We start from the raw sequence: 19235 nt of genomic DNA, 5'->3' as shown, positions 1-19235 counted from the left end.
CCACTTCGACGGAGGCGTAAGGCTAAAGAGTGGTGGGAATGATGTCCATGCAAAAACTTCTTACTGAACGTTACAAAATGCCGCGCCAGAAAAGGCAGTAGAAAGCCCTGGCGATGATTGAACCGTGACGCGTTCGCCCAGGGCCTGAAGTGGCGAGCTCAGGCGACCTGTTTGCCACAAGCCGGTTGACGCAGCGGCCTTTTGATGGTCATCTGCGCGCCTGTTTCAGGTGCCCCCTGCCGCCGTGCATGGGGTGAAACGGGAAGCCGGTTCGTCATCGTTCGATGATCAGTCCGGCGCTGCCCCCGCAACGGTATGCGAGCGAAGCATTCAAGACACCACTGTGCCCTGGCATGGGAAGGTGAAGGCTTCATGACCCTCGCGAGCCCGGAGACCGGCCTGAAGCATCGTTTGGCAAACCCGCGGTGGGCGGGCGCAGGCCGGTTTCCGTGGGCGTGCTCGTCCGCGATTCCTCTTTGCGTTGTTCCCTCCGGGATTCTTTCATTCCTGCTTCAAGTGGAACGACATGTCCCGTTATTCGCTGTTCAGTTCTCTGCCAGGTACGCTGCTGCACGCCAGCCTGGTGCCCTGTGTGTTTCTCTCTGTTGCCGCCCACGCCGCCGAGGCGGACAACGCCTTGGCGCTACCGGCCACGGACATTACCGGCACGGCCGAGCACAACCCTCAGCCCGGCCTGCATACCCCAGGCACCAGTGGTTCGCGGCTTGGCCTGACGCCGCTGGAAACCCCGGCCAGCGTGACCAGTATCAGTGCCGAGCAAATCCTCACGCGCAACAATGCCACGGTGCAGGACGCAGTCACCCGTTCACCCGGCATCACCTTCATCGGCACCCCTGGCAACGGCGGCACGGCCTTGTCGGCCCGCGGCTTCACCGGGCACAGCTCGACCATGCAGTTGTACGACGGTACCCGGCTTTACGTGGGCGCCGGCACCGTGACCTTCCCGGTCGATACCTGGTCGGTCGAGCGCATCGATGTGCTGCGCGGCCCGGCCTCGGTGCTGTACGGGGAGGGCGCTACCGGTGCGGTGGTCAACGTCTTGCCGAAGAAGCCCTTTGAAGGCGAAATCCGCAATCACCTGCGCCTGGGCTACGGCTCGGATGACCGTCGGCAGATGGCCCTGGACAGCGGCGGCTCGCTGACCGACACCTTGAGCTACCGCCTGAACCTCAACAAGCTGGCCAGCAACGGCTGGGTCGATCGGGGCGATTCGCAGAGCCTCGCCATCAGCGGCGCGCTGCGCTGGCAGCCCAGCGATGAACTGAGCTTCACCCTCAGCCACGACTACGGAGACCAAGACCCGCAGCAGTACATGGGGACGCCGTTGGTGGACGGGCATTACCGCGAGTCGCTGCGCGATCACAACTACAACGTCGACAACGCCGAAGTGCATTACAACGACCAGTCGACGCGGCTGGTCACCGACTGGGTGATCAACGACAACCTCACCGCCAGCAACCAGCTGTACTTCCTCAAGGCCCAGCGCCGCTGGCGCAACGCCGAGACCTACACCTGGCTGCCAGGCGACCAGGTGCGGCGCAGCAGCTTCATCAGCATCAAGCAGACCCAGGAACAGCTCGGCGATCGCCAGTCGTTCACCCTGCAACACCCACTGTTCGGCCTGGACAGCCAGACCGTGGTGGGCGCCGACTACAACACGATCCGTTTCGTGCGCAAGCACGACTTCGGCAACACCCTGACCGATACCGTGCCGTTGTCCGGTTCCGGTGGGGGCGAGTACATCAGCGACGACCCTTACCGCTCGCGCGAGGCCAACCAGGCCAAGCAATTCTCGCTGTTCGCCGAAAACCGCACGCAACTCACCGAGCGCCTGTCGTTGATCACCGGTGCACGCCGCGACCAGGTGCACCTGAACCGCGACGACCTGGATGCCGATACCCGCACCGATCGCAGCTTGTCTGGCGACAACTGGCGCGCCGGCCTGGTGTTCGCGCTGACCGAGGACCTGTCGGTTTATGGCCAGTACGCCACCAGTACCGAAGGTGTGAGCAACCTGCTCACCCTCAACGCCGCGCAGCAGCAATGGGACCTGAGCACCGCCAAACAGACCGAAGCCGGCATCAAGCACAGGCTGCCTGACGGGCGAGGCGAGTGGACGCTGGCGGCGTATCACATCGTCAAGAAAAAGCTGCTGAGCACCGACCCGCTCAACCCCACGCTGCAACAGCAGGTCGGCCAACAGTCGTCGGACGGTATCGAGGCCACCCTCGAACTGCGCCTGCCATACGACGTGCAGCTGTCGGCCAACGCCGCCTGGGTGCGCGCGGAGTATGACGAGTTTGCCAGTGGCGCCAACGACTACTCCGGCAACCAGCCGATCAACGTGCCGCGCCGCTCCGCCAACCTGTGGTTGAGCAAAGACTTCGGCCAACGCTTCAGTGCCGGCGCCGGGGCGCGCTATGTCGACAGCCGCTACGCCGACAACGCCAACACCGTCGAGGTGCCCAGCTACACCGTGGTTGACGCCAACATCGACTGGCACGTGCAACCGGACCTGACCCTGGGCCTGCAGTTGAACAACCTGTTCGACCGCCAGTACGTCACCACCACGGGTAACAACGGCCGGCAGTGGTACCTGGGCGAACCGCGTTCGTTCTTCGTCACGGCTGACTACAGCTTCTGAGCCTGTCGCACCGGCCCCTGGCCGGTGCTTCCTGGAGGTGATGCCCATGACGCAACTGCACATCGAGGCCCTGGACTGGGCCCTGCTTGAACGGGGACAGCCGCCGCGCCCGCTGCTGCAGGGAGTGGAACTGCGGGTGGAACAGGGCGAGTTCGTCGGCTTGATCGGCCCCAATGGCAGCGGCAAGACCAGCCTGCTGCGGTGCGCCTACCGCGCCAACGAACCTGCCGAGGGCCGTGTGCGCCTTGGCGGTGATGACCTTTGGCAACGCAGCGCACGCTGGAGCGCACAACGCATCGCGGTGGTGCTGCAGGAGTTTCCCGACGCGTTTGGCTTGAGCGTTGGCGACATCGTTGCGATGGGGCGCGCACCGCACAAGGGCTTGTTCGACGGCGACACGGCCGAGGACGCCCGGCAAGTGGCCCAGGCACTGGCGCAAGTTGGCCTTGCCGGCGAGGGCGAACGGGCCTTTGCCAGCCTGTCTGGCGGCGAGAAACAGCGCGTGCTGCTGGCCCGGGCGCTGGTGCAGACGCCACAGCTGCTGCTACTCGACGAGCCAACCAACCACCTCGACCCACGCTACCAGCTGGAGCTGCTTCAGCACCTGCGTGGCCTGGGCCTGAGCATTCTGGCCAGCCTCCACGACCTCAACCTGGCGGCTGCGTTTTGCGATCGGCTGTACGTCATCGACGGCGGGCGCATCGTCGCCTGTGGTACGCCACAGCAGGTGCTGACCCCCGCGCTGCTGCTGCAGGTATTCGGCGTCGAGGCGCTGGTCGACCCGCATCCCCTGCATCCCTACCCACGCATTACCTGGATCACTCGACCATGACCGTCCGCTACCTGATTGGCCTGCTGGCACTGCTGACCGCGCTGCCGGCGATGGCCAGCGATTTCCCCCTGAGCGTGCGCAGCTGTGACCGCAACATAACGTTCACCCAGCCACCGCAGCGGGTCGTGGTGCACGACGTGAACATGACCGCCATGCTGCTGCACCTGGGACTGGGCGAGCACATCATCGGCTACACCGGCTTCACTGCCAGCAAGCACCGCGACCCGTGGGTGGATGCAGCGCTGCAGGGCGTACCACCGCTGGCCAGCCGTTACCCCGCCATCGAAACCTTGCTGGCGGCTGAAACCGACCTGTTCTTTGCCGGCTGGAACTACGGCATGCAGGTCGGTGGGCCAGTCACGCCCAGCACCCTCGCGCCGTTCGGTATCCCGGTGTACGAGCTGAGCGAGTCGTGTTCGTGGGTCATGGCCCAGCAACGGGCCAGCCTGGATGACGTTTATCGCGACCTGGGCAATCTAGGCCGGATTTTTTCCGTCGAGCCCCAGGCCGACGCCTTGATCGCGAACATGCGCACGCGCATCGGTGACGTGCAGCGCCGGGTCGAACACGCGCAGCCTGCACCCCGTGTGTTTCTGTACGACAGTGGCGAAGACCGCCCGACCACCTCGGGAAGGCTGGGCGTACCCCAGGCTTTGATCGAGGCGGCAGGCGGTCGTAATGTGATGGAAGACGTGTCTGCCAGTTGGACCCAGGTTAACTGGGAGAGTGTGGTGGAGCGCGACCCGCAAGTCATCCTGATCGTCGACTATGGCCCTAGCACCTGGCAGCAGAAGCGCGATTTCTTGCTGCGCCAGCCGGCGTTGAAAGACGTGCAGGCGATTCGTGAGCAGCGCTTCATTGTGCTGACTTACCTGGAGGTAACGCCCGCTGTCGAGAACGCCCGGGCCATCGAGAAGCTGGCTGCTGCCCTGCATCCGCAGCTGTTCCAAGGTGCCGTTCAATGAGGGTCGGGCACAGCCCTGTGGCCTACCGGTGGTTGATCGTGATGCTGACAGCATTGTTGCTGGTGTCGTGCCTGATCGCCCTGGCATTCGGCCCCGCATCGGTACCGCTGGGCCACGTGGCCGGGATCGTCGGCCAGCAACTGGGCATCGCCGGGTCAGGCGAGTGGTCCCAGAGCCAGGCGCAGATCGTCTGGCTGATTCGCGCCCCCCGGGTTTTACTGGGGGCCTTGGTGGGGGCAGGCTTGGCGCTGGTCGGCACGGCGTTGCAGGCCGTAACCCGCAACCCCCTGGCAGACCCGCACCTGCTGGGCGTCAGCTCCGGCGCGGCGTTGGGGGCGGTGTTGGTGATGCTCTACCTCGGCGAATTCATCGGCGCCTTCAGCCTGCCGTTGGCGGCGTTCATGGGCGCGGCGGCGAGCATGCTGCTGGTGATCGCGGTGGCGCGGCGCCATGGCCGCATGGAAAGCGACCGCCTGCTGCTGGCGGGCGTCGCCGTGTCGTTCGTGTTGATGGCCGTGGTCAACCTGCTGCTGTACACGGGCGATCAGCACGCCGCCGCCTCGGTGGTGTTCTGGATGCTGGGAGGCTTGGGGGCGGCGCGTTGGCATGTCCTCTGGTTGCCGGCGCTTTGCGTGGTGCTGGGGCTGGTTGCCTTGCAGGTCATGGGGCGCGGGCTGAATGCGCTGATGAGCGGTGAGCAGACCGCAGTGAGCCTGGGTTTCAGCGGCCGACGCCTGCGCCTGCAGGTGTTCACCTGCACCTCGTTGCTGACCGGTGTACTGGTGTCGCTCTCCGGTGCCATCGGCTTCGTCGGCTTGATGGTGCCGCACATGGCGCGGGCGCTGGTGGGTGCGGAAAACCGCCGGCTGATGCCGATGAGCGCACTGCTGGGGGGGATTTTCCTGGTCTGGGTAGACGTGGCTGCACGCACCCTGATCGCCCCGCAAGACCTGCCGATCGGCATTGCGACCGCGGCGCTTGGCGGGCTGTTTTTCATTGCCCTGCTCAAGCGCTGAACGGCGGTGGCAAGCGCCCGCTAGGGCTGCAGGAAATCAGTGACCACGTTGGCGAACGCTTCTGGCTGGTCGAGCATGACGAAGTGGAAGCTATCGTCAATGCGCGTGAAGTTGATGTGCGGAGTGTTGGCATAGGCGTTGCGAAAGGTCGCCTCGACATTGGCCGCGGGGATGCCGTACACCGGGTCATAGGCATAGACGACCTCGACCGGCACCTGGATGCGATCAAGCTCTGGGCGCAGGTCGGTGGTCATCAGTTCGTAAGTGGCTTGCGCCGTGGTCTGCCGATCCGAGCTTGTCGCCGCCGCAAGCAGCGCAGGCCGGGCTGCTTCGCTTTTTACCAGGCGGGCAACGGATACACGCTGCAGGGCTTCAGCCTGCTCAGGCGTTGACGCCAGCAGCGAATCGCGGAATGCAGCCGCCTGCGGTTCGGCTGTCTCGCGGGTTGCGAAAGGGTTCATGAGCAGTGTGTAGAAGGGCAGGGCGTCGACGACCATCAGCCGCGCGACCTGATCGGGGTGACGCGCGCCGAGCATCAGCGCCACCTCACCACCCAACGAGTGACCAATGATGACCGGGGCCTTGAGGTGCTGGGTGCGGATGTAGTCAGCGATGGCCTCGGCCGTCGGCGCCACGACTTCTCCACGCGAGTCGGACACCGCAGGTGCGCCGGCGAAACCTGCGACCTGTACTAGATGAAGGCGGTGGCTGCGCTGCAAGCGGGTGGCCAGATCACGCCAGACCTCGCGGGAAGACGCCAAACCTGGGATCAAGATCACATCTGGGCCGCTGCCTTCGACCGTTACCGAAATGCGGTCTTTGTTCACCTGTGCGGGCGTCACAGGTGCCGGCTGGGTGGCCGATGCCGGGGCTGACAGCAACGTGAACGCGGCGCCGAATGCCGCGAGGAGGGTGCGTGTACGCATGACATTTTCCTTTTGTCGTTCGCCGTCCGCTAGCGCCAACGGGTTGAAACCGCTGAAGGATACCATCCAGCCTGTCTAATTCGCCTGCGGTGGCTATCTGATTCGAAGCGTCTGTACGGTAGCGCACAGACCGCTTGCGCCATTGCGTACAGGCTTTAACGGTCTGCATCCCAGGTGCAGCCGCTGTGAGGTTTCACTCAAGGCGAACGGATATGGCGGATAAATACGTTGGGAAAAAAGTCGGGGTGGGTACGGATAATGTGGTCTACGTGATCAACATTTATCAGGATGAGACCGTTGAGCGCTCGCCCAATGGAATGATTCGGCATGAAGGTCCGGTGCATTTTGAAATGCAATCCGGTGGGGCGGTGCGGCAGATATCGGAATCCGAGTACGAAATCGCTAGCACGGGCGTGAGGGTCAGTGTGCAGGAAGGTGACAGCTAAACAGCACAACCTCACAGGCTGTTTACGCTCGGGACCATACCTGCGCGGGCTTCAGGTTAATGAAATCGCGCAGGCATCTCAGCCCGGTCAGGCGGCTCCCTTGGCCTGTTGTTCCAGGTGCACCTGCAAGGTCGGGTCGATTTGCAGAGCGCTGGCCAGTTCATCAAGGTAGGCCCGCTCTGCGGCCTGCTGGTGATCCACCAGCATCACACTGGCCAGGTACATCTCCGCGGCCATGGCCGGGTCCTGTGCCGACTGTGCCACTTCGGCAGCGTCGAGGGGTTTGCTGACTTCGTCATCCAGCCATTGCTGCAGTTGCGGGTCGCCGGTGTGGCGTTTGATTTCTGCGTAGATCAACTGTTCTTCTTGCTCGTCGATGCGCCCATCAGCCTTGGCTGCCGCAATCAGCGCGCGCAAGATTGCATGGCTGTGGCCCTCGGCCTCGAGGCCGGACAATTGATCGACAGTACGCACGGCCTGTTGCGGGGCTGCTGCCTGGCTGCGCTGCCAGCTTTGATAGGCCTGGAACGCCATCATGCCCAGCGACGCCAGGGCCGCGTAATTGGTGCCACCCGTGGCGCGCCCCTGGCTAACGCCGCCAGCGCTGCCGCCACCCCGCAACAGGCCGCCCAGTAGACCGCCAAGGCCACCACCGCCACCCGCGGCGCTGCCGCCGTTAAGCAGACCACCCAGCAAGCCGCCTAAACCGCCCAGGCCATCTTGTGATGACAGGCCGCCGCTGCCTTGTTGCGCTTGCGAGCCTTGCCCGGCCCGAAGTAACTGTTCGAGAAGATCACTGGTGTTCATGGCCCCGCCCTCGGTCGGTAGTCGTTGACCAGACATGCAACGATAGCCCCCTCAAGGCGATTCGCCATGACCGTTTGGCCGACGGCTAAGCGTTACTTAGCCAGGTTTGCCCCGAGCTACCCCGATCAATCTTCTCATTTGCCAAGGCTTAGGACTGGGTCCATACCAATGACATCTCTGCCAAAGGAGTCACCGCATGTCAAAGCTCTATCCAAGTATTGATCCTGAGGGGCTGGTTGAGTATTCGGTGGTCTACACCGACCGCTCGCTCAATCATATGTCGCAGGCATTTCAAGGCGTGATGAAGAACATTTCCAGCACCCTGAAACAGGTCTATAACGCCCAGGCTGTTGCAGTAGTGCCGGGTAGCGGTACATTCGGCATGGAATCGGTCGCGCGACAGTTTGCCACCGGCCAGCAGTGCCTGGTGATCCGCAACGGTTGGTTCAGTTATCGCTGGAGCCAGATCCTTGAGATGGGCAACATTCCGGCGGCTACCACGGTGCTCAAAGCCCGACCGATCGACTCGGGTCGCCAGCCAGCCTACGCGCCCCCGCCTCTGGACGAAGTGTTGGCGACCATTGAGGCGCACAAGCCGCAGCTTGTCTTTGTACCACACGTTGAAACGTCATCCGGGATTATCCTGCCCGACGATTACTTGCGGGCCATTGGCGACGCTGTGCATGCAGTGGGGGGGCTGTTCGTACTGGACTGCATCGCCTCAGGCACGCTTTGGGTGGATATGGACAAGTGCGCAGTCGACCTGCTGATCAGCGCACCGCAGAAAGGTTGGAGCGCCTCCCCGTGCTGCGCGCTGGTGATGCTCAGTGCTTTGGCCCTCGAACGCATCGAGCAGACGCAAAGCAGCAGCTTTGCCTGCGACCTGAAAAAGTGGCTTCAGATCATGCAGGCATACGAACAGGGCGGACATGCTTACCACGCGACCATGCCCAGCGATTCTCTCGCGCGATTCAACGACGTGATGAACGAGATGCAAGCCTACGGTTTCGACAAGGTGCGCGGTGAACAACAGGCGCTGGGCGATCAAGTCCGCGCCATGTTGACCGGCAGAGGCATCAAAAGCGTGGCCGCAGCCGGCTTTCAGGCCCCGGGTGTAGTGGTGAGCTACACCGATGATCCCGACATCAAGAACGGTAAGAAATTTGCAGAACACGGCCTACAGATAGCCGCCGGAGTGCCGTTGCAATGTGATGAACCGGCCGACTTCCAGACCTTCCGTATCGGTCTGTTCGGGCTCGAAAAACTGCGCAATATCGAGCGCACGGTCAGCACCCTTGAACGGGCGCTGGACGAAGTGATGGTGAACTGAGCCCTGCTTTTGACTGCAGCGGCTACGGCTGTCAGCTAGGAGTCGAAAGCAGACGATCGTGAATGGCCGTTATCGACCCCAAGCTGCCAGTCGTGCCTGAGGTGATCTTTGTGGGAGCGGGTTTACCCGCGAACACGTGCGAAGCCCGTGCCATCCTTCGCGTTGCCTGCTTTGGGGGTAAACCCGCACACAGGGTTCGCGCCGGCCTCGGAAAATGAGCAATAGCAGTAGTTTCGCAATGGTAGCTATGGTCCGGTTAGCGCCTCTGCGTCGAACTGACCATCCTTGCCCTCCCTCACAAGGAGGACAAGCCATGAATACAACTCGACCTGCAGCCATCAGCCTTGGAACAAAGGAAAATTGGTCGGGCAAACAGCTCCGCTCCGACTGAAAGACATCTGGGCCATTCGGGTAAGGCTTCAAATCGCAAAGGCCGGATACATCAAGCCCACCCCGCTACCAGGCTTGTGCTTACCACGAGAGCAAGAATACGGGACGCAGGCATGACGTATCTCTAGAGCTAATACAGGTAGTGACCATGATGTATATTAGTCACAATCTGTCAATCAGTTCGCCACGGAGTTAAGCTTTGGTCATGAATGAAGATATGAACACCTCGACCCTACGTGGCCCGCTGGATCATGAGATTCGCGACCAGATCATCAACGCGGCGACGCAGCATTTCGGCCATTATGGTTACGAAAAGACCACCGTCTCGGACCTCGCCAAGGCGATCGGTTTCTCCAAGGCCTACATCTATAAATTCTTCGATTCCAAGCAGGCCATCGGCGGGGTGATATGCAGCAATCGCCTGGCCCTGATCATGCAAATCGTCGAAGCCGCCATTGCCGAGGCGCCGACCGCATCCGAGAAAGTAAGGCGCCTATTTCGCTCGATTTCCGAGGCTGGCAGCGATCTGTTCTTCCACGATCGCAAGCTTTACGACATCGCCGCCGTCGCTTCGCGCGACCTGTGGCCGTCGGTCAAGACTCATGAGCTGCGTATCCGCGAGCTTATCCAACAGATTGTCCTCGAAGGCCGACAGTCTGGGGAGTTCGAGCGCAAAACACCCCTGGATGAGGCCGTCAATGCAATCTTTTTGATCCTGCGCCCCTACGTCAACGCGGCTCAATTGCAGTACAACCTCGATTCAGCGCCTGAGGCCGTCGTACTTCTGCCGGCACTAATATTGCGCAGCCTGGCACCTTAGTTATTGGGTTGTGACCATTGACAGAATTGGTCACCAGAATAAGAATGTGGTTCCTATCTAGCTCTTGAGTAACGGAACCCATGCGCCTCAAGCTCGCCACCTTTGCCTTTTTACTGCCTACCGTCCTGGTGGCGTGTGGAGAGTCGTCAGTCGACCAAGACCCCCGCAACAAGCCGCCGTTGATCAGGGCGGCCACGGTCCAGCAGTCGTCCGAGACGGGCCGTTCATTCACTGGCGTAGTGGTCGCACGTACCCAGAGTGATCTGGGCTTCCGGGTATCGGGCAAGATCCTCGAGCGTTTGGTTGACACTGGGGAAACGGTCACGCGCGGCCAGCCGTTGATGCGCCTCGATCCCGTCGACCTGCAACTACAGGCGCGTGCGCAGCAGGAGACGGTCGCTTCCGCTAGGGCGCTGGCCAAGCAGACGGCTGATGACGAGGCGCGTTATCGCGTGCTTGTAGCCGCCGGCGCGGTATCGGCGTCGCGCTATGATCAGATCAAGGCCGCCGCCAACTCCGCCAAGGCTCAGCTCAGCGCTGCCCAGGCTCAGGCTGATGTGGCGCGCAATGCCACGGGCTACGCGGTGTTGTTGGCTGACGCCAATGGGGTGGTGATGGACACTCTGGCAGAGCCCGGCCAAGTGGTCAGTGCCGGCCAACCGGTGGTCCGATTAGCGCGGGCGGGGCAGCGCGAAGCTGTCGTGCACCTTCCTGAAACCCTGCGCCCGACGCCTGGCTCCACAGCTCAAGCTACCTTGTATGGCAATAGCGGCGCTGCCGTGGCAGCCAAGCTGCGCTTGCTCTCTGAGGCTGCCGATGCCACCACCCGAACCTTCGAAGCCCGGTATGTGCTTGACGGCGCGTTGGCGAGCGCGCCGCTCGGCTCCACCATTACCCTGAACATCGCAGAGGACAAGAGCGCCACTCAGCTGCTGCAGGTACCTATCGCCGCGCTATACGATCCAGGCAATGGCACAGGGGTGTGGGTAATTGCCGGCGAGCCGGCGAAGGTCTCCTGGCGGCCCGTTCAGGTAATAGGTATCAGTGATGATACGGCGCGTGTCGCTGGCAAGCTCAAGGCTGGCGAGCACGTGGTTGCCCTAGGTGCCCACCTGCTGCGTGATGGCCAGGAAGTACGGCTTGCCCAAGTGGCTGTCACGCCCGTAGCCGTGAGTCAGCCATGAGCAAGGGGCGTTTCAACCTGTCCGCCCTCGCGGTTCGCGAGCGCTCTATCACACTGTTCTTGATTATGCTGATCGCGGTGGCCGGAACGCTGGCGTTCTTTCAGTTGGGTCGTGCCGAGGATCCGCCGTTTACCGTCAAGCAGATGACCATTATCACTGCCTGGCCAGGCGCTACCGCCCTGGAAATGCAGGATCAGGTCGCCGAGCCGTTAGAGAAGCGCATGCAGGAGCTGAAGTGGTACGACCGCAGCGAAACCTACACTCGCGCGGGCTTGGCATTCACTGTGGTGTCGTTGCGCGACAGCACCCCGCCGTCGCAGGTCCAGGAAGAGTTCTACCAGGCCCGCAAGAAGCTGGGTGATGAAGCCAAAACGTTGCCTGCCGGCGTTATCGGGCCGATGATCAATGACGAGTTCTCCGATGTGACCTTCGCGGTGTATGCCCTGAAGGCCAAGGGTGAACCACAGCGCCAGCTGGTGCGTGACGCCGAATCGCTGCGTCAACGGCTGTTGCACGTGCCAGGGGTCAAGAAGGTCAATATCATCGGCGAACAGGCCGAGCGCATCTTCGTATCCTTCTCCCATGACCGGCTGGCAACCCTGGGTGTGATGCCGCAGGACATTTTTGCTGCACTCAATAGCCAGAACGCCCTGACGCCTGCCGGTTCGGTGGAAACCACCGGGCCGCAGGTCGTCATGCGCCTGGATGGTGCCTTCGACAAACTGGCAAAAATCCGCGAGACACCGATTGCCGTACAGGGTCGTACGCTGAAGCTTGCTGACGTGGCAGCTGTGGAGCGCGGCTACGAGGACCCGGCCACCTTCCTGGTACGCAACGATGGCGAGCCCGCTTTGCTGCTCGGTGTGATCATGCGCGAGGGCTGGAACGGGCTTGACCTCGGCGAGGCGCTAGAGGCAGAAACCGCGAGTATCAACGACGCCATGCCGCTAGGCATGACGCTCAGCAAAGTCACCGATCAGGCCGTCAATATCGCCTCGTCCGTTGATGAGTTCATGATCAAGTTCTTTGTCGCGTTGCTGGTGGTCATGCTGGTCTGCTTTGTCAGCATGGGCTGGCGCGTCGGCGTCGTGGTTGCCGCTGCCGTGCCGCTGACGCTGGCCATCGTCTTTGTGGTGATGGCCGCCACGGGCAAGAACTTCGACCGTATTACCCTGGGCTCGCTTATCCTCGCATTGGGCCTGTTGGTAGACGACGCCATCATCGCCATCGAAATGATGGTGGTGAAGATGGAGGAGGGCTACGACCGCTTCAAGGCATCGGCCTATGCCTGGAGCCACACCGCCGCGCCAATGCTCTCCGGTACGCTGGTCACCGCCATCGGCTTCATGCCCAACGGCTTTGCCCAGTCCACGGCGGGGGAGTACACCAGCAACATGTTCTGGATTGTCGGCATTGCCCTGATCGCCTCATGGGTGGTGGCAGTGGCGTTTACCCCCTACCTGGGCGTGAAGTTGTTGCCCGATATCAAGCAGGTCGAGGGCGGCCATGCGGCCATCTACAACACCCGCCACTACAACCGTTTTCGCGCGTTGCTGGCGCGGGTCATCGCCCTTAAATGGCTGGTGGCTGGGACGGTCATCACCTTGTTCGTGGTTTCGGTACTGGGTATGGGGTTGGTAAAGAAGCAGTTCTTCCCGACGTCCGACCGCCCCGAAGTGCTGGTCGAAGTGCAAATGCCGTACGGCACCTCCATCGAGCAGACCAACGCCACGGCGGTGAAGGTTGAGTCATGGCTGCGCGAGCAGGAAGAAGCGAAGATCGTGACCTCCTATGTAGGGCAAGGCCCACCCCGCTTCTTCCTGGCCATGGCGCCGGAGCTGCCCGATCCGTCGTTTGCCAAGATCGTGGTGCTGACGGATAGCCAGGAGGCCCGTGAGGCCCTCAAGCTGCGTATACGAGAGGCCGCCTCCGAAGGGCTGGCGCCCGAGGCCAAGGTGCGCGTCACGCAACTGGTCTTCGGCCCGTACTCGCCTTATCCTGTGGCCTATCGGGTGATGGGGCCAGACCCGATGCAACTGCGCGAAATCGCCACTCGTGTGCAGGGCGTTTTGCAAGCCAGCCCGATGATGAGAACCGTGAACAGCGACTGGGGCCCTCAGGTGCCAACGCTGCATTTCTCGCTGGATCAGGATCGCCTGCAGGCCGTAGGCCTGACCTCTAACGCAGTCGCCCAGCAGCTGCAGTTCCTGCTCAACGGCGTACCGATCACCACGGTGCGCGAAGACATTCGCTCGGTGCAGGTGGTCGGCCGGGCAGCGGGGGATATCCGTCTCGATCCGTCGAAGATCGAGGGTTTCACACTGGTTGGCTCAGCCGGTCAGCGCATTCCGCTGTCGCAGATCGGCGAGGTCGATGTGCGTATGGAAGATCCGATTCTGCGCCGTCGTGACCGCACACCGACCATCACCGTACGGGGTGATATTGCCGAAGAGCTGCAGCCGCCAGACGTCTCGGCAGCCGTATGGAAAGACCTGCAGCCGATCATCGAAACCTTGCCAACTGGCTTTCGCATCGAAATGGCCGGCTCTATCGAGGAATCGGGTAAGGCCAGCCAGGCGATTCTGCCACTGCTGCCGATCATGATCGCCCTGACGCTGCTGATCATCATCCTGCAAGTACGCTCGATCTCGGCGATGTTCATGGTGTTTTTCACCTCGCCGCTGGGTTTGATTGGCGTGGTGCCGGTGCTTCTCCTGTTCCATCAACCGTTTGGCATCAACGCACTGGTCGGGCTGATTGCACTGTCAGGGATCCTGATGCGCAACACGCTGATCCTGATCGGGCAGATCCATCACAACGAGAAAGAGGGCCTGGCCCCATTCAATGCGGTGGTCGAAGCCACCGTACAGCGCGCCCGCCCCGTGTTGCTGACGGCACTGGCAGCGATTCTCGCCTTCATTCCACTGACGCACTCGGTGTTCTGGGGAACCCTGGCTTATACCCTCATCGGCGGCACCTTTGTCGGCACCATCATGACCCTGGTGTTTCTGCCGGCGATGTACTCCATCTGGTTCAAGATCCGCCCCAGCCGCCTCGGCGATGATTCGAGCGTCACGGCGAAAGCCTGACGCAGCTCCCGGCCACGCGTTCTCCTGCGGCCAGGGAGAACGCCGACCGACAAAGAGAGGTTCCAATGAGTAACGTTCAGCAGCAGAGACGCATTGTGGTAACCGGTACTGGCATCGTCGGGCCGCTGGGCTGTGGTGTGAATGAAGTGTGGCGCCGCCTGCTGGCCGGGCGCTCGGGCATTCGCACATTGCCTGCGCACATCACCGAAGGCACAGGCGTGACGGTGGGAGGACAAGTGCTCACGCTCGAGGAAGACGCGCTGGCGGGCTATCAACCCGAACAGATCATCGCGCCGAAAGAACGCAAAAAAATGGACCGCTTTATCGAGTTTGCGCTGATTGCCGCTCATGAAGCGCTGGAGCAGGCCGGCTGGCACCCGGGCAGCGAAGCCGAGCAGGCACGAACCGCAACCATCATCGCGTCCGGCGTGGGCGGGTTCGGTGCCATGGCAGAGGCCGTGCGCACGACCGACTCACGCGGGCCGCGCAGGCTGTCGCCGTTCACCGCCCCCTCATTCCTGGCCAACATGGCAGCAGGGCATGTGTCCATTCGCAATGGCTTCAAAGGTCCGCTTGGCGCGCCCGTTACCGCCTGCGCCGCGGGTGTTCAGGCGATTGGCGATGCCGCGCGCCTTATCAGAAGCGGTGAGGCCGATATCGCCATCTGCGGCGGTACGGAAGCGGCTATCGACCGCGTGACCCTGGGCTGCTTTGCGGCGGCGCGCGCGTTGTCTACCGGTTTCGCCCAGAACCCGCAGCAGGCCTCGCGCCCGTTTGATCGTGACCGTGACGGTTTCGTGATGGCCGAAGGTGCCGGGCTGCTGGTGATCGAATCACTGGAACACGCCCTAGCGCGTGGCGCCACACCGCTGGCCGAACTGGTGGGCTATGGCACCAGTGCCGATGCCTATCACCTCACCGCCGGGCCCGAGGACGGCAGCGGTGCCCTGCGCGCCATGCAACAAGCGCTGCGACAGGCGGGCCTGAGCCCATGTGATGTGCAGCACATCAACGCCCACGCTACCTCTACCCAGGTTGGCGACAAGGGCGAGCTGACAGCTATTCAGGCGCTGTTTGGCGCCGACGCAGGCGTGGCGATCAGCTCGACCAAATCCGCCACCGGTCACTTGCTTGGCGCTGCCGGCGGCATTGAAGCGATCTTCACGGTGCTGGCGCTGCGCGATCAGATCGTGCCGCCGACACTGAACCTGAACAACCCCGACGAGGCAGCGGCGGGTCTCGATCTGGTTGCGTTCAGCGCGCGTAAAATGTCGATCACCCATGCGCTCTCCAATGGTTTCGGTTTTGGCGGCGTGAATGCCAGTGTGTTGTTCCGCCGCTGGGAGGCAACGCCGTGAGCAGGCAGCACCAGGCCGCGAGCGACAGCGTGATGCCTACAGAGACCAGCACGCCGCTGACCGGCAAAATCGTGGCTTTACTGGCTGCGCTTTCGGCGATCAGCATTTTGTCCACCAACATCATCCTTCCTGCGTTTCCGGACATTGGCCAGCAGCTAGGCGTATCGTCCCGCGAGCTGGGCCTGACGCTTTCCAGCTTCTTCATCACCTTTGCGCTCGCGCAATTGGTGGTTGGGCCGCTGGCGGATCATTTCGGCCGCATGCGGCTCGTGCTCGGCGGTCTCTGGCTTTTCGTAGCAGGCACATTGGTCGCAGGCTTTGCCGGCTCACTGGATATGCTGATCGCCGGGCGAGTCATCCAGGCGCTGGGCGCTTGCGCTGCCGCCGTGCTGGCCCGCGCCATTGCACGCGACCTGTTCGAAGGCCAAACCCTGGCGCGAGCATTGTCGCTGACCATGATCGCCACCGCGACAGCCCCCGGTTTCTCACCGCTGCTCGGCAGCCTGCTGACAACAACGCTGGGGTGGCGAGCGATTTTCGTGATGGTTGGCGTTGCTGCTGTTGTCATCGCGTTTTTCTATGCACGTGGACTTGGCGAAACGCTGCCGCCTGAGCGTCGTACCCCACAATCGGTAACGCAGGTAGTGGTCGCCTACTGGCGGCTGATCGCTGACGAACGCTTTATCCTTCCGGGTACTGCAGTGAGCTTGCTTATGAGTGGGCTGTTCGCATCCTTCGCAGCCGCACCCGCGATCCTGATGAGCGGTATGGGTTTGTCATCCTTGCAGGCAGGGTTGTACTTCGCTGTCACAGTCTTCGTGGTATTCGCTGCCGGTATGGCCGCGCCGCCCCTGGCACGCCGTTTTGGCAGCCGCACGGTCGCTACCTTGGGTCTGACCACCGCAATGCTAGCCGGCTGCCTTCTGCTGGTCGGGCCGAGCGATCCAGGCCTTGGTTGGTACTCGCTGTCGATGGCGAGTTTTCTCTGGGGTATGGGCCTGGCCAACCCTCTGGGTACGGCCATCACCATGGAGCCATTCGGCAAGCAGGCGGGGCTTGCGTCGGCATTGTTTGGCTTTATGACCATGGGTGCTGCAGCGATCACAACTTGGCTGGTATCGATTCTGCAGTACCCGCCTGTGTCGAGCTTAGGCGTTATTCAGACGTCGGTTTGCTTCGTGGCGCTGTTATTGTTCTTTTCGGGTAACCACATCGAAAGACAGACTACGAGACCCTGAGTCTCAATAAAAAAATCCAGTTGCGTGCTGCAGACTGCTTTGGGCCGATAGTCAACCTGGGCCAACGGCAGCTTTGGGTCGTTAGCTGTCGGTCCCGATGGGCGAAACCAGTTTTTTACCCATTCAGTGCATCCAGTCCGGCCGTTGGCGGGTATTGCTTATGGGCGGCCTGTGACTGCCCAGCCAAATGACCTGTCAGGAGCACTACCCATGAGCCTCAAACCCTCCGTCTGCCTGCTCGCCTGCTGCCTCGCCCTGGCGCTGCAACCCGCTCACGCCCAAACCGCGCTGCCAGATGCGGTCAAGGTCCCCGATGGTCATCGCGTCTTGCTCGAGACCGTCGGCGTCGGCGAGATCACCTACGAGTGCCGCGATAAGGCCAACACCCCCGGCCAGACCGAATGGACATTCGTAGGCCCCAAGGCCGCGCTCAATGACCGTGCCGGCAGACAGGTGGGCGACTACTTCGGCCCACCCGCCACATGGCAGGCCAAGGACGGATCAAAAGTCACCGGCACCCAGGTGGCGGTGGCACCTGCAGATAAGGGCGCTATACCTTATCAACTGGTCAAGGCCAACCTGGCCGAAGGCAAAGGCGCCATGCAGAGCGTCAGCTACATCCAGCGCCTGGCCACCCGCGGCGGCGTGGCGCCGGCAAGCGACTGTACGGCGCAGAACAAAGGTGCTAGGCAGGTCGTCAAGTACCAGGCCGACTATGTGTTCTGGACAGCCAAGTAAGACGCACTTGAGCAGACGCCTTGCAATCGTTCATCTATGCTCGTTGGCAAGCCCCCGGCTGGATGGCCGGGGTACCTTGCATGACACAAGGAAGCTGCACACGTTGAACTCGCCTGTCGCCCCCTTCGACTTCCACCGCTGCCTGGAGGCCTGCGCACAGGGTGACCGGCGTGCCCTGCAGGCGCTTTACGACCACGAAGGCGCGCGCCTGCTGGGCGTTGCCCGGCGCATTGCGCGTGACGACGCCAGCGCAGAAGACATTGTCCACGATGCCTTTATCCGTATCTGGACCCGCTCCGCCAGCTTCGACCCCGCACGCGGCTCTGCGCGCGGCTGGATCTACAGCATCACCCGACACCTGGCACTGAATTCGATCCGCGATTCACGCCGTGAAACCGTGCTGGACGAAGCCGATATGGATACGACGCCCACATTGCAGGGGGGATTCGATGACGTTGACCTCTGGTCAGGGTCGGCGAAGATCTACCGTTGCCTTGAAAAACTGCAGCCTGCACCACAGCGTTGCATCCTGCACGCCTATGTGGACGGCTGCAGCCACGCCGAAATCGCCGGGCTGCTGGGGGCGCCATTGGGCACCGTCAAAGCCTGGATCAAGCGCAGCCTCAAGGCATTGCGGGAGTGCCTGGAATGAAGCCGGATACTGCCGAGGAACTGGACAGCCTCGCCGGCGAGTTCGTGCTGGGAACCCTGTCGCCACAGCAACACGCCTCAGTGACCGAGCGCCTGGTCAGCGACTCGGCTTTGCGCGCCGCAGTGAATGCCTGGGAAGCACGTTTGCTGGAGCTGACCGCGCTGGCTGCGCCGCAACCACCAAGCGCCCGCCTGTGGGGCCGCATCCAGCGCAGCCTGAATGAACTGGCCGCACCTGCCGCACAACAGCGAGTTAAATGGTGGCGACGCCTCGGCCTGTGGCAAGGGCTGAGTGCTGCGGGGCTGGCTGCAAGCGCGGTCCTGGCGTTTACATTGCTTACTGCGCCCCCTCCGACCACCCAATTCGTGGTGGTATTGGTGGCGCCGAACAGCCAAACCGCCGGCTGGGTGGTGCAGACCAGCGATAGCCGCATGATAGAGCTGATCCCGCTTGGCCAGGATGCTGTCCCCGAAGGCATGGCCCTTCAGTTCTGGACCAAGGGCGAACAGTGGCAAGCACCGGTTTCACTGGGCCTGGTCAAACCCGGGGAGCCCTATCGTGTTCCGCTACAGAGCCTGCCACCGCTAGAGGCCAACCAATTGTTCGAACTGACACTGGAGAAATCTGGCGGTTCGCCTACCGGGCTGCCTACGGGGCCGGTGAAGTTCATTGGCCGCGCGGTAAAAGTGATTTGACCAAAAAGGTTTGCAACCGTTGACCGCTTTGGGTCGGTAGCTGCCATTCGTGCAATACGACCCTATACGGAGGCAACCTGCTCT

Annotated in this window: 16 protein-coding genes and 1 riboswitch; of the genes, 14 read left to right on the top strand and 2 right to left on the bottom strand. The window is 62.3% G+C overall.

Annotated elements, in window-relative coordinates; genetic code table 11:
- Nucleotides 1-210: 210 nt before the first annotated feature.
- A riboswitch (cobalamin riboswitch) is annotated at nucleotides 211-417 on the top strand.
- Nucleotides 418-526: 109 nt separating this feature from the next.
- Genes HU764_RS15615 through HU764_RS15600 form a run of 4 tightly spaced genes read left to right on the top strand, consistent with a single transcriptional unit; the run spans nucleotide 527 to nucleotide 5478 of the window.
- Nucleotides 527-2665, top strand: a complete 2139-nt coding sequence (locus HU764_RS15615) for a TonB-dependent receptor (RefSeq protein ID WP_186703435.1) — start codon at nucleotides 527-529, stop codon at nucleotides 2663-2665.
- Between the two features lie 46 nt (nucleotides 2666-2711).
- Nucleotides 2712-3497 (top strand): ABC transporter ATP-binding protein, encoded by a 786-nt coding sequence (locus HU764_RS15610; protein ID WP_186680612.1) that lies wholly within the window; start codon nucleotides 2712-2714, stop codon nucleotides 3495-3497.
- Nucleotides 3494-4462, top strand: a complete 969-nt coding sequence (locus HU764_RS15605; protein ID WP_186680614.1) for an ABC transporter substrate-binding protein — start codon at nucleotides 3494-3496, stop codon at nucleotides 4460-4462. Before HU764_RS15610 ends, HU764_RS15605 begins: the two co-directional genes overlap by 4 nt.
- Nucleotides 4459-5478, top strand: a complete 1020-nt coding sequence (locus tag HU764_RS15600; RefSeq protein ID WP_186680616.1) for a FecCD family ABC transporter permease — start codon at nucleotides 4459-4461, stop codon at nucleotides 5476-5478. The genes HU764_RS15605 and HU764_RS15600 overlap by 4 nt, the downstream gene beginning before the upstream one ends.
- A gap of 20 nt (nucleotides 5479-5498) precedes the next feature.
- Here the strand turns inward: HU764_RS15600 and HU764_RS15595 are convergent, their stop codons facing one another.
- A complete protein-coding gene (locus HU764_RS15595) occupies nucleotides 5499-6404 on the bottom strand; it encodes an alpha/beta fold hydrolase (RefSeq protein WP_186680618.1) in 906 nt (301 codons plus the stop codon).
- A gap of 212 nt (nucleotides 6405-6616) precedes the next feature.
- Between HU764_RS15595 and HU764_RS15590 the strand changes: the two genes are divergently transcribed.
- Nucleotides 6617-6850 carry a hypothetical protein gene (locus tag HU764_RS15590; protein ID WP_186680621.1) on the top strand — a complete coding sequence of 78 codons (234 nt, stop codon included), beginning with the start codon at nucleotides 6617-6619 and terminating at the stop codon, nucleotides 6848-6850.
- 87 nt (nucleotides 6851-6937) lie between these two features.
- Here HU764_RS15590 and HU764_RS15585 read toward each other — a convergent pair whose 3' ends face one another.
- Nucleotides 6938-7657, bottom strand: a complete 720-nt coding sequence (locus tag HU764_RS15585) for a tellurite resistance TerB family protein (protein WP_186680624.1) — start codon at nucleotides 7655-7657, stop codon at nucleotides 6938-6940.
- Nucleotides 7658-7853: 196 nt separating this feature from the next.
- Between HU764_RS15585 and HU764_RS15580 the strand changes: the two genes are divergently transcribed.
- The 9 genes from HU764_RS15580 to HU764_RS15540 all read left to right on the top strand — a co-directional run bounded on the left by HU764_RS15580 (nucleotide 7854) and on the right by HU764_RS15540 (nucleotide 19151).
- Complete coding sequence (locus HU764_RS15580; RefSeq protein WP_186703434.1) at nucleotides 7854-8987, top strand: aminotransferase class V-fold PLP-dependent enzyme; 1134 nt, start codon at nucleotides 7854-7856, stop codon at nucleotides 8985-8987.
- A gap of 595 nt (nucleotides 8988-9582) precedes the next feature.
- A complete protein-coding gene (locus HU764_RS15575; protein ID WP_099454523.1) occupies nucleotides 9583-10197 on the top strand; it encodes a TetR/AcrR family transcriptional regulator in 615 nt (204 codons plus the stop codon).
- Nucleotides 10198-10277: 80 nt separating this feature from the next.
- A complete protein-coding gene (locus tag HU764_RS15570) occupies nucleotides 10278-11381 on the top strand; it encodes an efflux RND transporter periplasmic adaptor subunit (RefSeq protein ID WP_186703433.1) in 1104 nt (367 codons plus the stop codon).
- The gene (locus tag HU764_RS15565) at nucleotides 11378-14470 is read left to right on the top strand and encodes an efflux RND transporter permease subunit (RefSeq protein WP_186703432.1); all 3093 of its coding nucleotides are present in this window, start codon (nucleotides 11378-11380) and stop codon (nucleotides 14468-14470) included. The genes HU764_RS15570 and HU764_RS15565 overlap by 4 nt, the downstream gene beginning before the upstream one ends.
- 65 nt (nucleotides 14471-14535) lie before the next feature.
- Nucleotides 14536-15828 (top strand): beta-ketoacyl-ACP synthase II, encoded by a 1293-nt coding sequence (gene fabF / locus HU764_RS15560; RefSeq protein WP_186703431.1) that lies wholly within the window; start codon nucleotides 14536-14538, stop codon nucleotides 15826-15828.
- A 32-nt stretch (nucleotides 15829-15860) separates the two neighbouring features.
- A complete protein-coding gene (locus tag HU764_RS15555; protein ID WP_186703482.1) occupies nucleotides 15861-17066 on the top strand; it encodes a Bcr/CflA family efflux MFS transporter in 1206 nt (401 codons plus the stop codon).
- Nucleotides 17067-17276: 210 nt separating this feature from the next.
- Nucleotides 17277-17804, top strand: coding sequence for a DUF3455 domain-containing protein (locus HU764_RS15550; protein ID WP_186680638.1), 528 nt, complete (start codon nucleotides 17277-17279; stop codon nucleotides 17802-17804).
- Between the two features lie 103 nt (nucleotides 17805-17907).
- On the top strand, nucleotides 17908-18456 hold the full coding sequence (locus HU764_RS15545) for a sigma-70 family RNA polymerase sigma factor (RefSeq protein WP_186680641.1): 549 nt from the start codon (nucleotides 17908-17910) through the stop codon (nucleotides 18454-18456).
- Entirely contained in the window at nucleotides 18453-19151 is a 699-nt protein-coding gene (locus tag HU764_RS15540; protein ID WP_186680644.1) for an anti-sigma factor, read from the top strand. The genes HU764_RS15545 and HU764_RS15540 overlap by 4 nt, the downstream gene beginning before the upstream one ends.
- Nucleotides 19152-19235: the final 84 nt, after the last annotated feature.

Source organism: Pseudomonas kermanshahensis (genome assembly GCF_014269205.2).
In the GTDB taxonomy this organism is placed as follows: domain Bacteria; phylum Pseudomonadota; class Gammaproteobacteria; order Pseudomonadales; family Pseudomonadaceae; genus Aquipseudomonas; species Aquipseudomonas kermanshahensis.
The sequence above is the reverse complement of the archived record's forward strand: the minus strand, read 5'-3'. Positions and strand labels throughout refer to the sequence as shown.

What these genes read in the sequence shown, in the direction of transcription:
- HU764_RS15605 (WP_186680614.1), top strand. Translation starts at nt 3,494, where the DNA reads ATGACCGTCCGCTACCTGATTGGCCTGCTGGCACTGCTGACCGCGCTG.
- HU764_RS15595 (WP_186680618.1), bottom strand. Translation starts at nt 6,404, where the DNA reads ATGCGTACACGCACCCTCCTCGCGGCATTCGGCGCCGCGTTCACGTTG.
- HU764_RS15580 (WP_186703434.1), top strand. Translation starts at nt 7,854, where the DNA reads ATGTCAAAGCTCTATCCAAGTATTGATCCTGAGGGGCTGGTTGAGTAT.
- HU764_RS15600 (WP_186680616.1), top strand. Translation starts at nt 4,459, where the DNA reads ATGAGGGTCGGGCACAGCCCTGTGGCCTACCGGTGGTTGATCGTGATG.
- HU764_RS15565 (WP_186703432.1), top strand. Translation starts at nt 11,378, where the DNA reads ATGAGCAAGGGGCGTTTCAACCTGTCCGCCCTCGCGGTTCGCGAGCGC.
- HU764_RS15585 (WP_186680624.1), bottom strand. Translation starts at nt 7,657, where the DNA reads ATGAACACCAGTGATCTTCTCGAACAGTTACTTCGGGCCGGGCAAGGC.
- HU764_RS15555 (WP_186703482.1), top strand. Translation starts at nt 15,861, where the DNA reads ATGCCTACAGAGACCAGCACGCCGCTGACCGGCAAAATCGTGGCTTTA.
- HU764_RS15610 (WP_186680612.1), top strand. Translation starts at nt 2,712, where the DNA reads ATGACGCAACTGCACATCGAGGCCCTGGACTGGGCCCTGCTTGAACGG.
- HU764_RS15590 (WP_186680621.1), top strand. Translation starts at nt 6,617, where the DNA reads ATGGCGGATAAATACGTTGGGAAAAAAGTCGGGGTGGGTACGGATAAT.
- HU764_RS15570 (WP_186703433.1), top strand. Translation starts at nt 10,278, where the DNA reads ATGCGCCTCAAGCTCGCCACCTTTGCCTTTTTACTGCCTACCGTCCTG.
- HU764_RS15615 (WP_186703435.1), top strand. Translation starts at nt 527, where the DNA reads ATGTCCCGTTATTCGCTGTTCAGTTCTCTGCCAGGTACGCTGCTGCAC.
- fabF (WP_186703431.1), top strand. Translation starts at nt 14,536, where the DNA reads ATGAGTAACGTTCAGCAGCAGAGACGCATTGTGGTAACCGGTACTGGC.
- HU764_RS15540 (WP_186680644.1), top strand. Translation starts at nt 18,453, where the DNA reads ATGAAGCCGGATACTGCCGAGGAACTGGACAGCCTCGCCGGCGAGTTC.
- HU764_RS15550 (WP_186680638.1), top strand. Translation starts at nt 17,277, where the DNA reads ATGAGCCTCAAACCCTCCGTCTGCCTGCTCGCCTGCTGCCTCGCCCTG.
- HU764_RS15575 (WP_099454523.1), top strand. Translation starts at nt 9,583, where the DNA reads ATGAATGAAGATATGAACACCTCGACCCTACGTGGCCCGCTGGATCAT.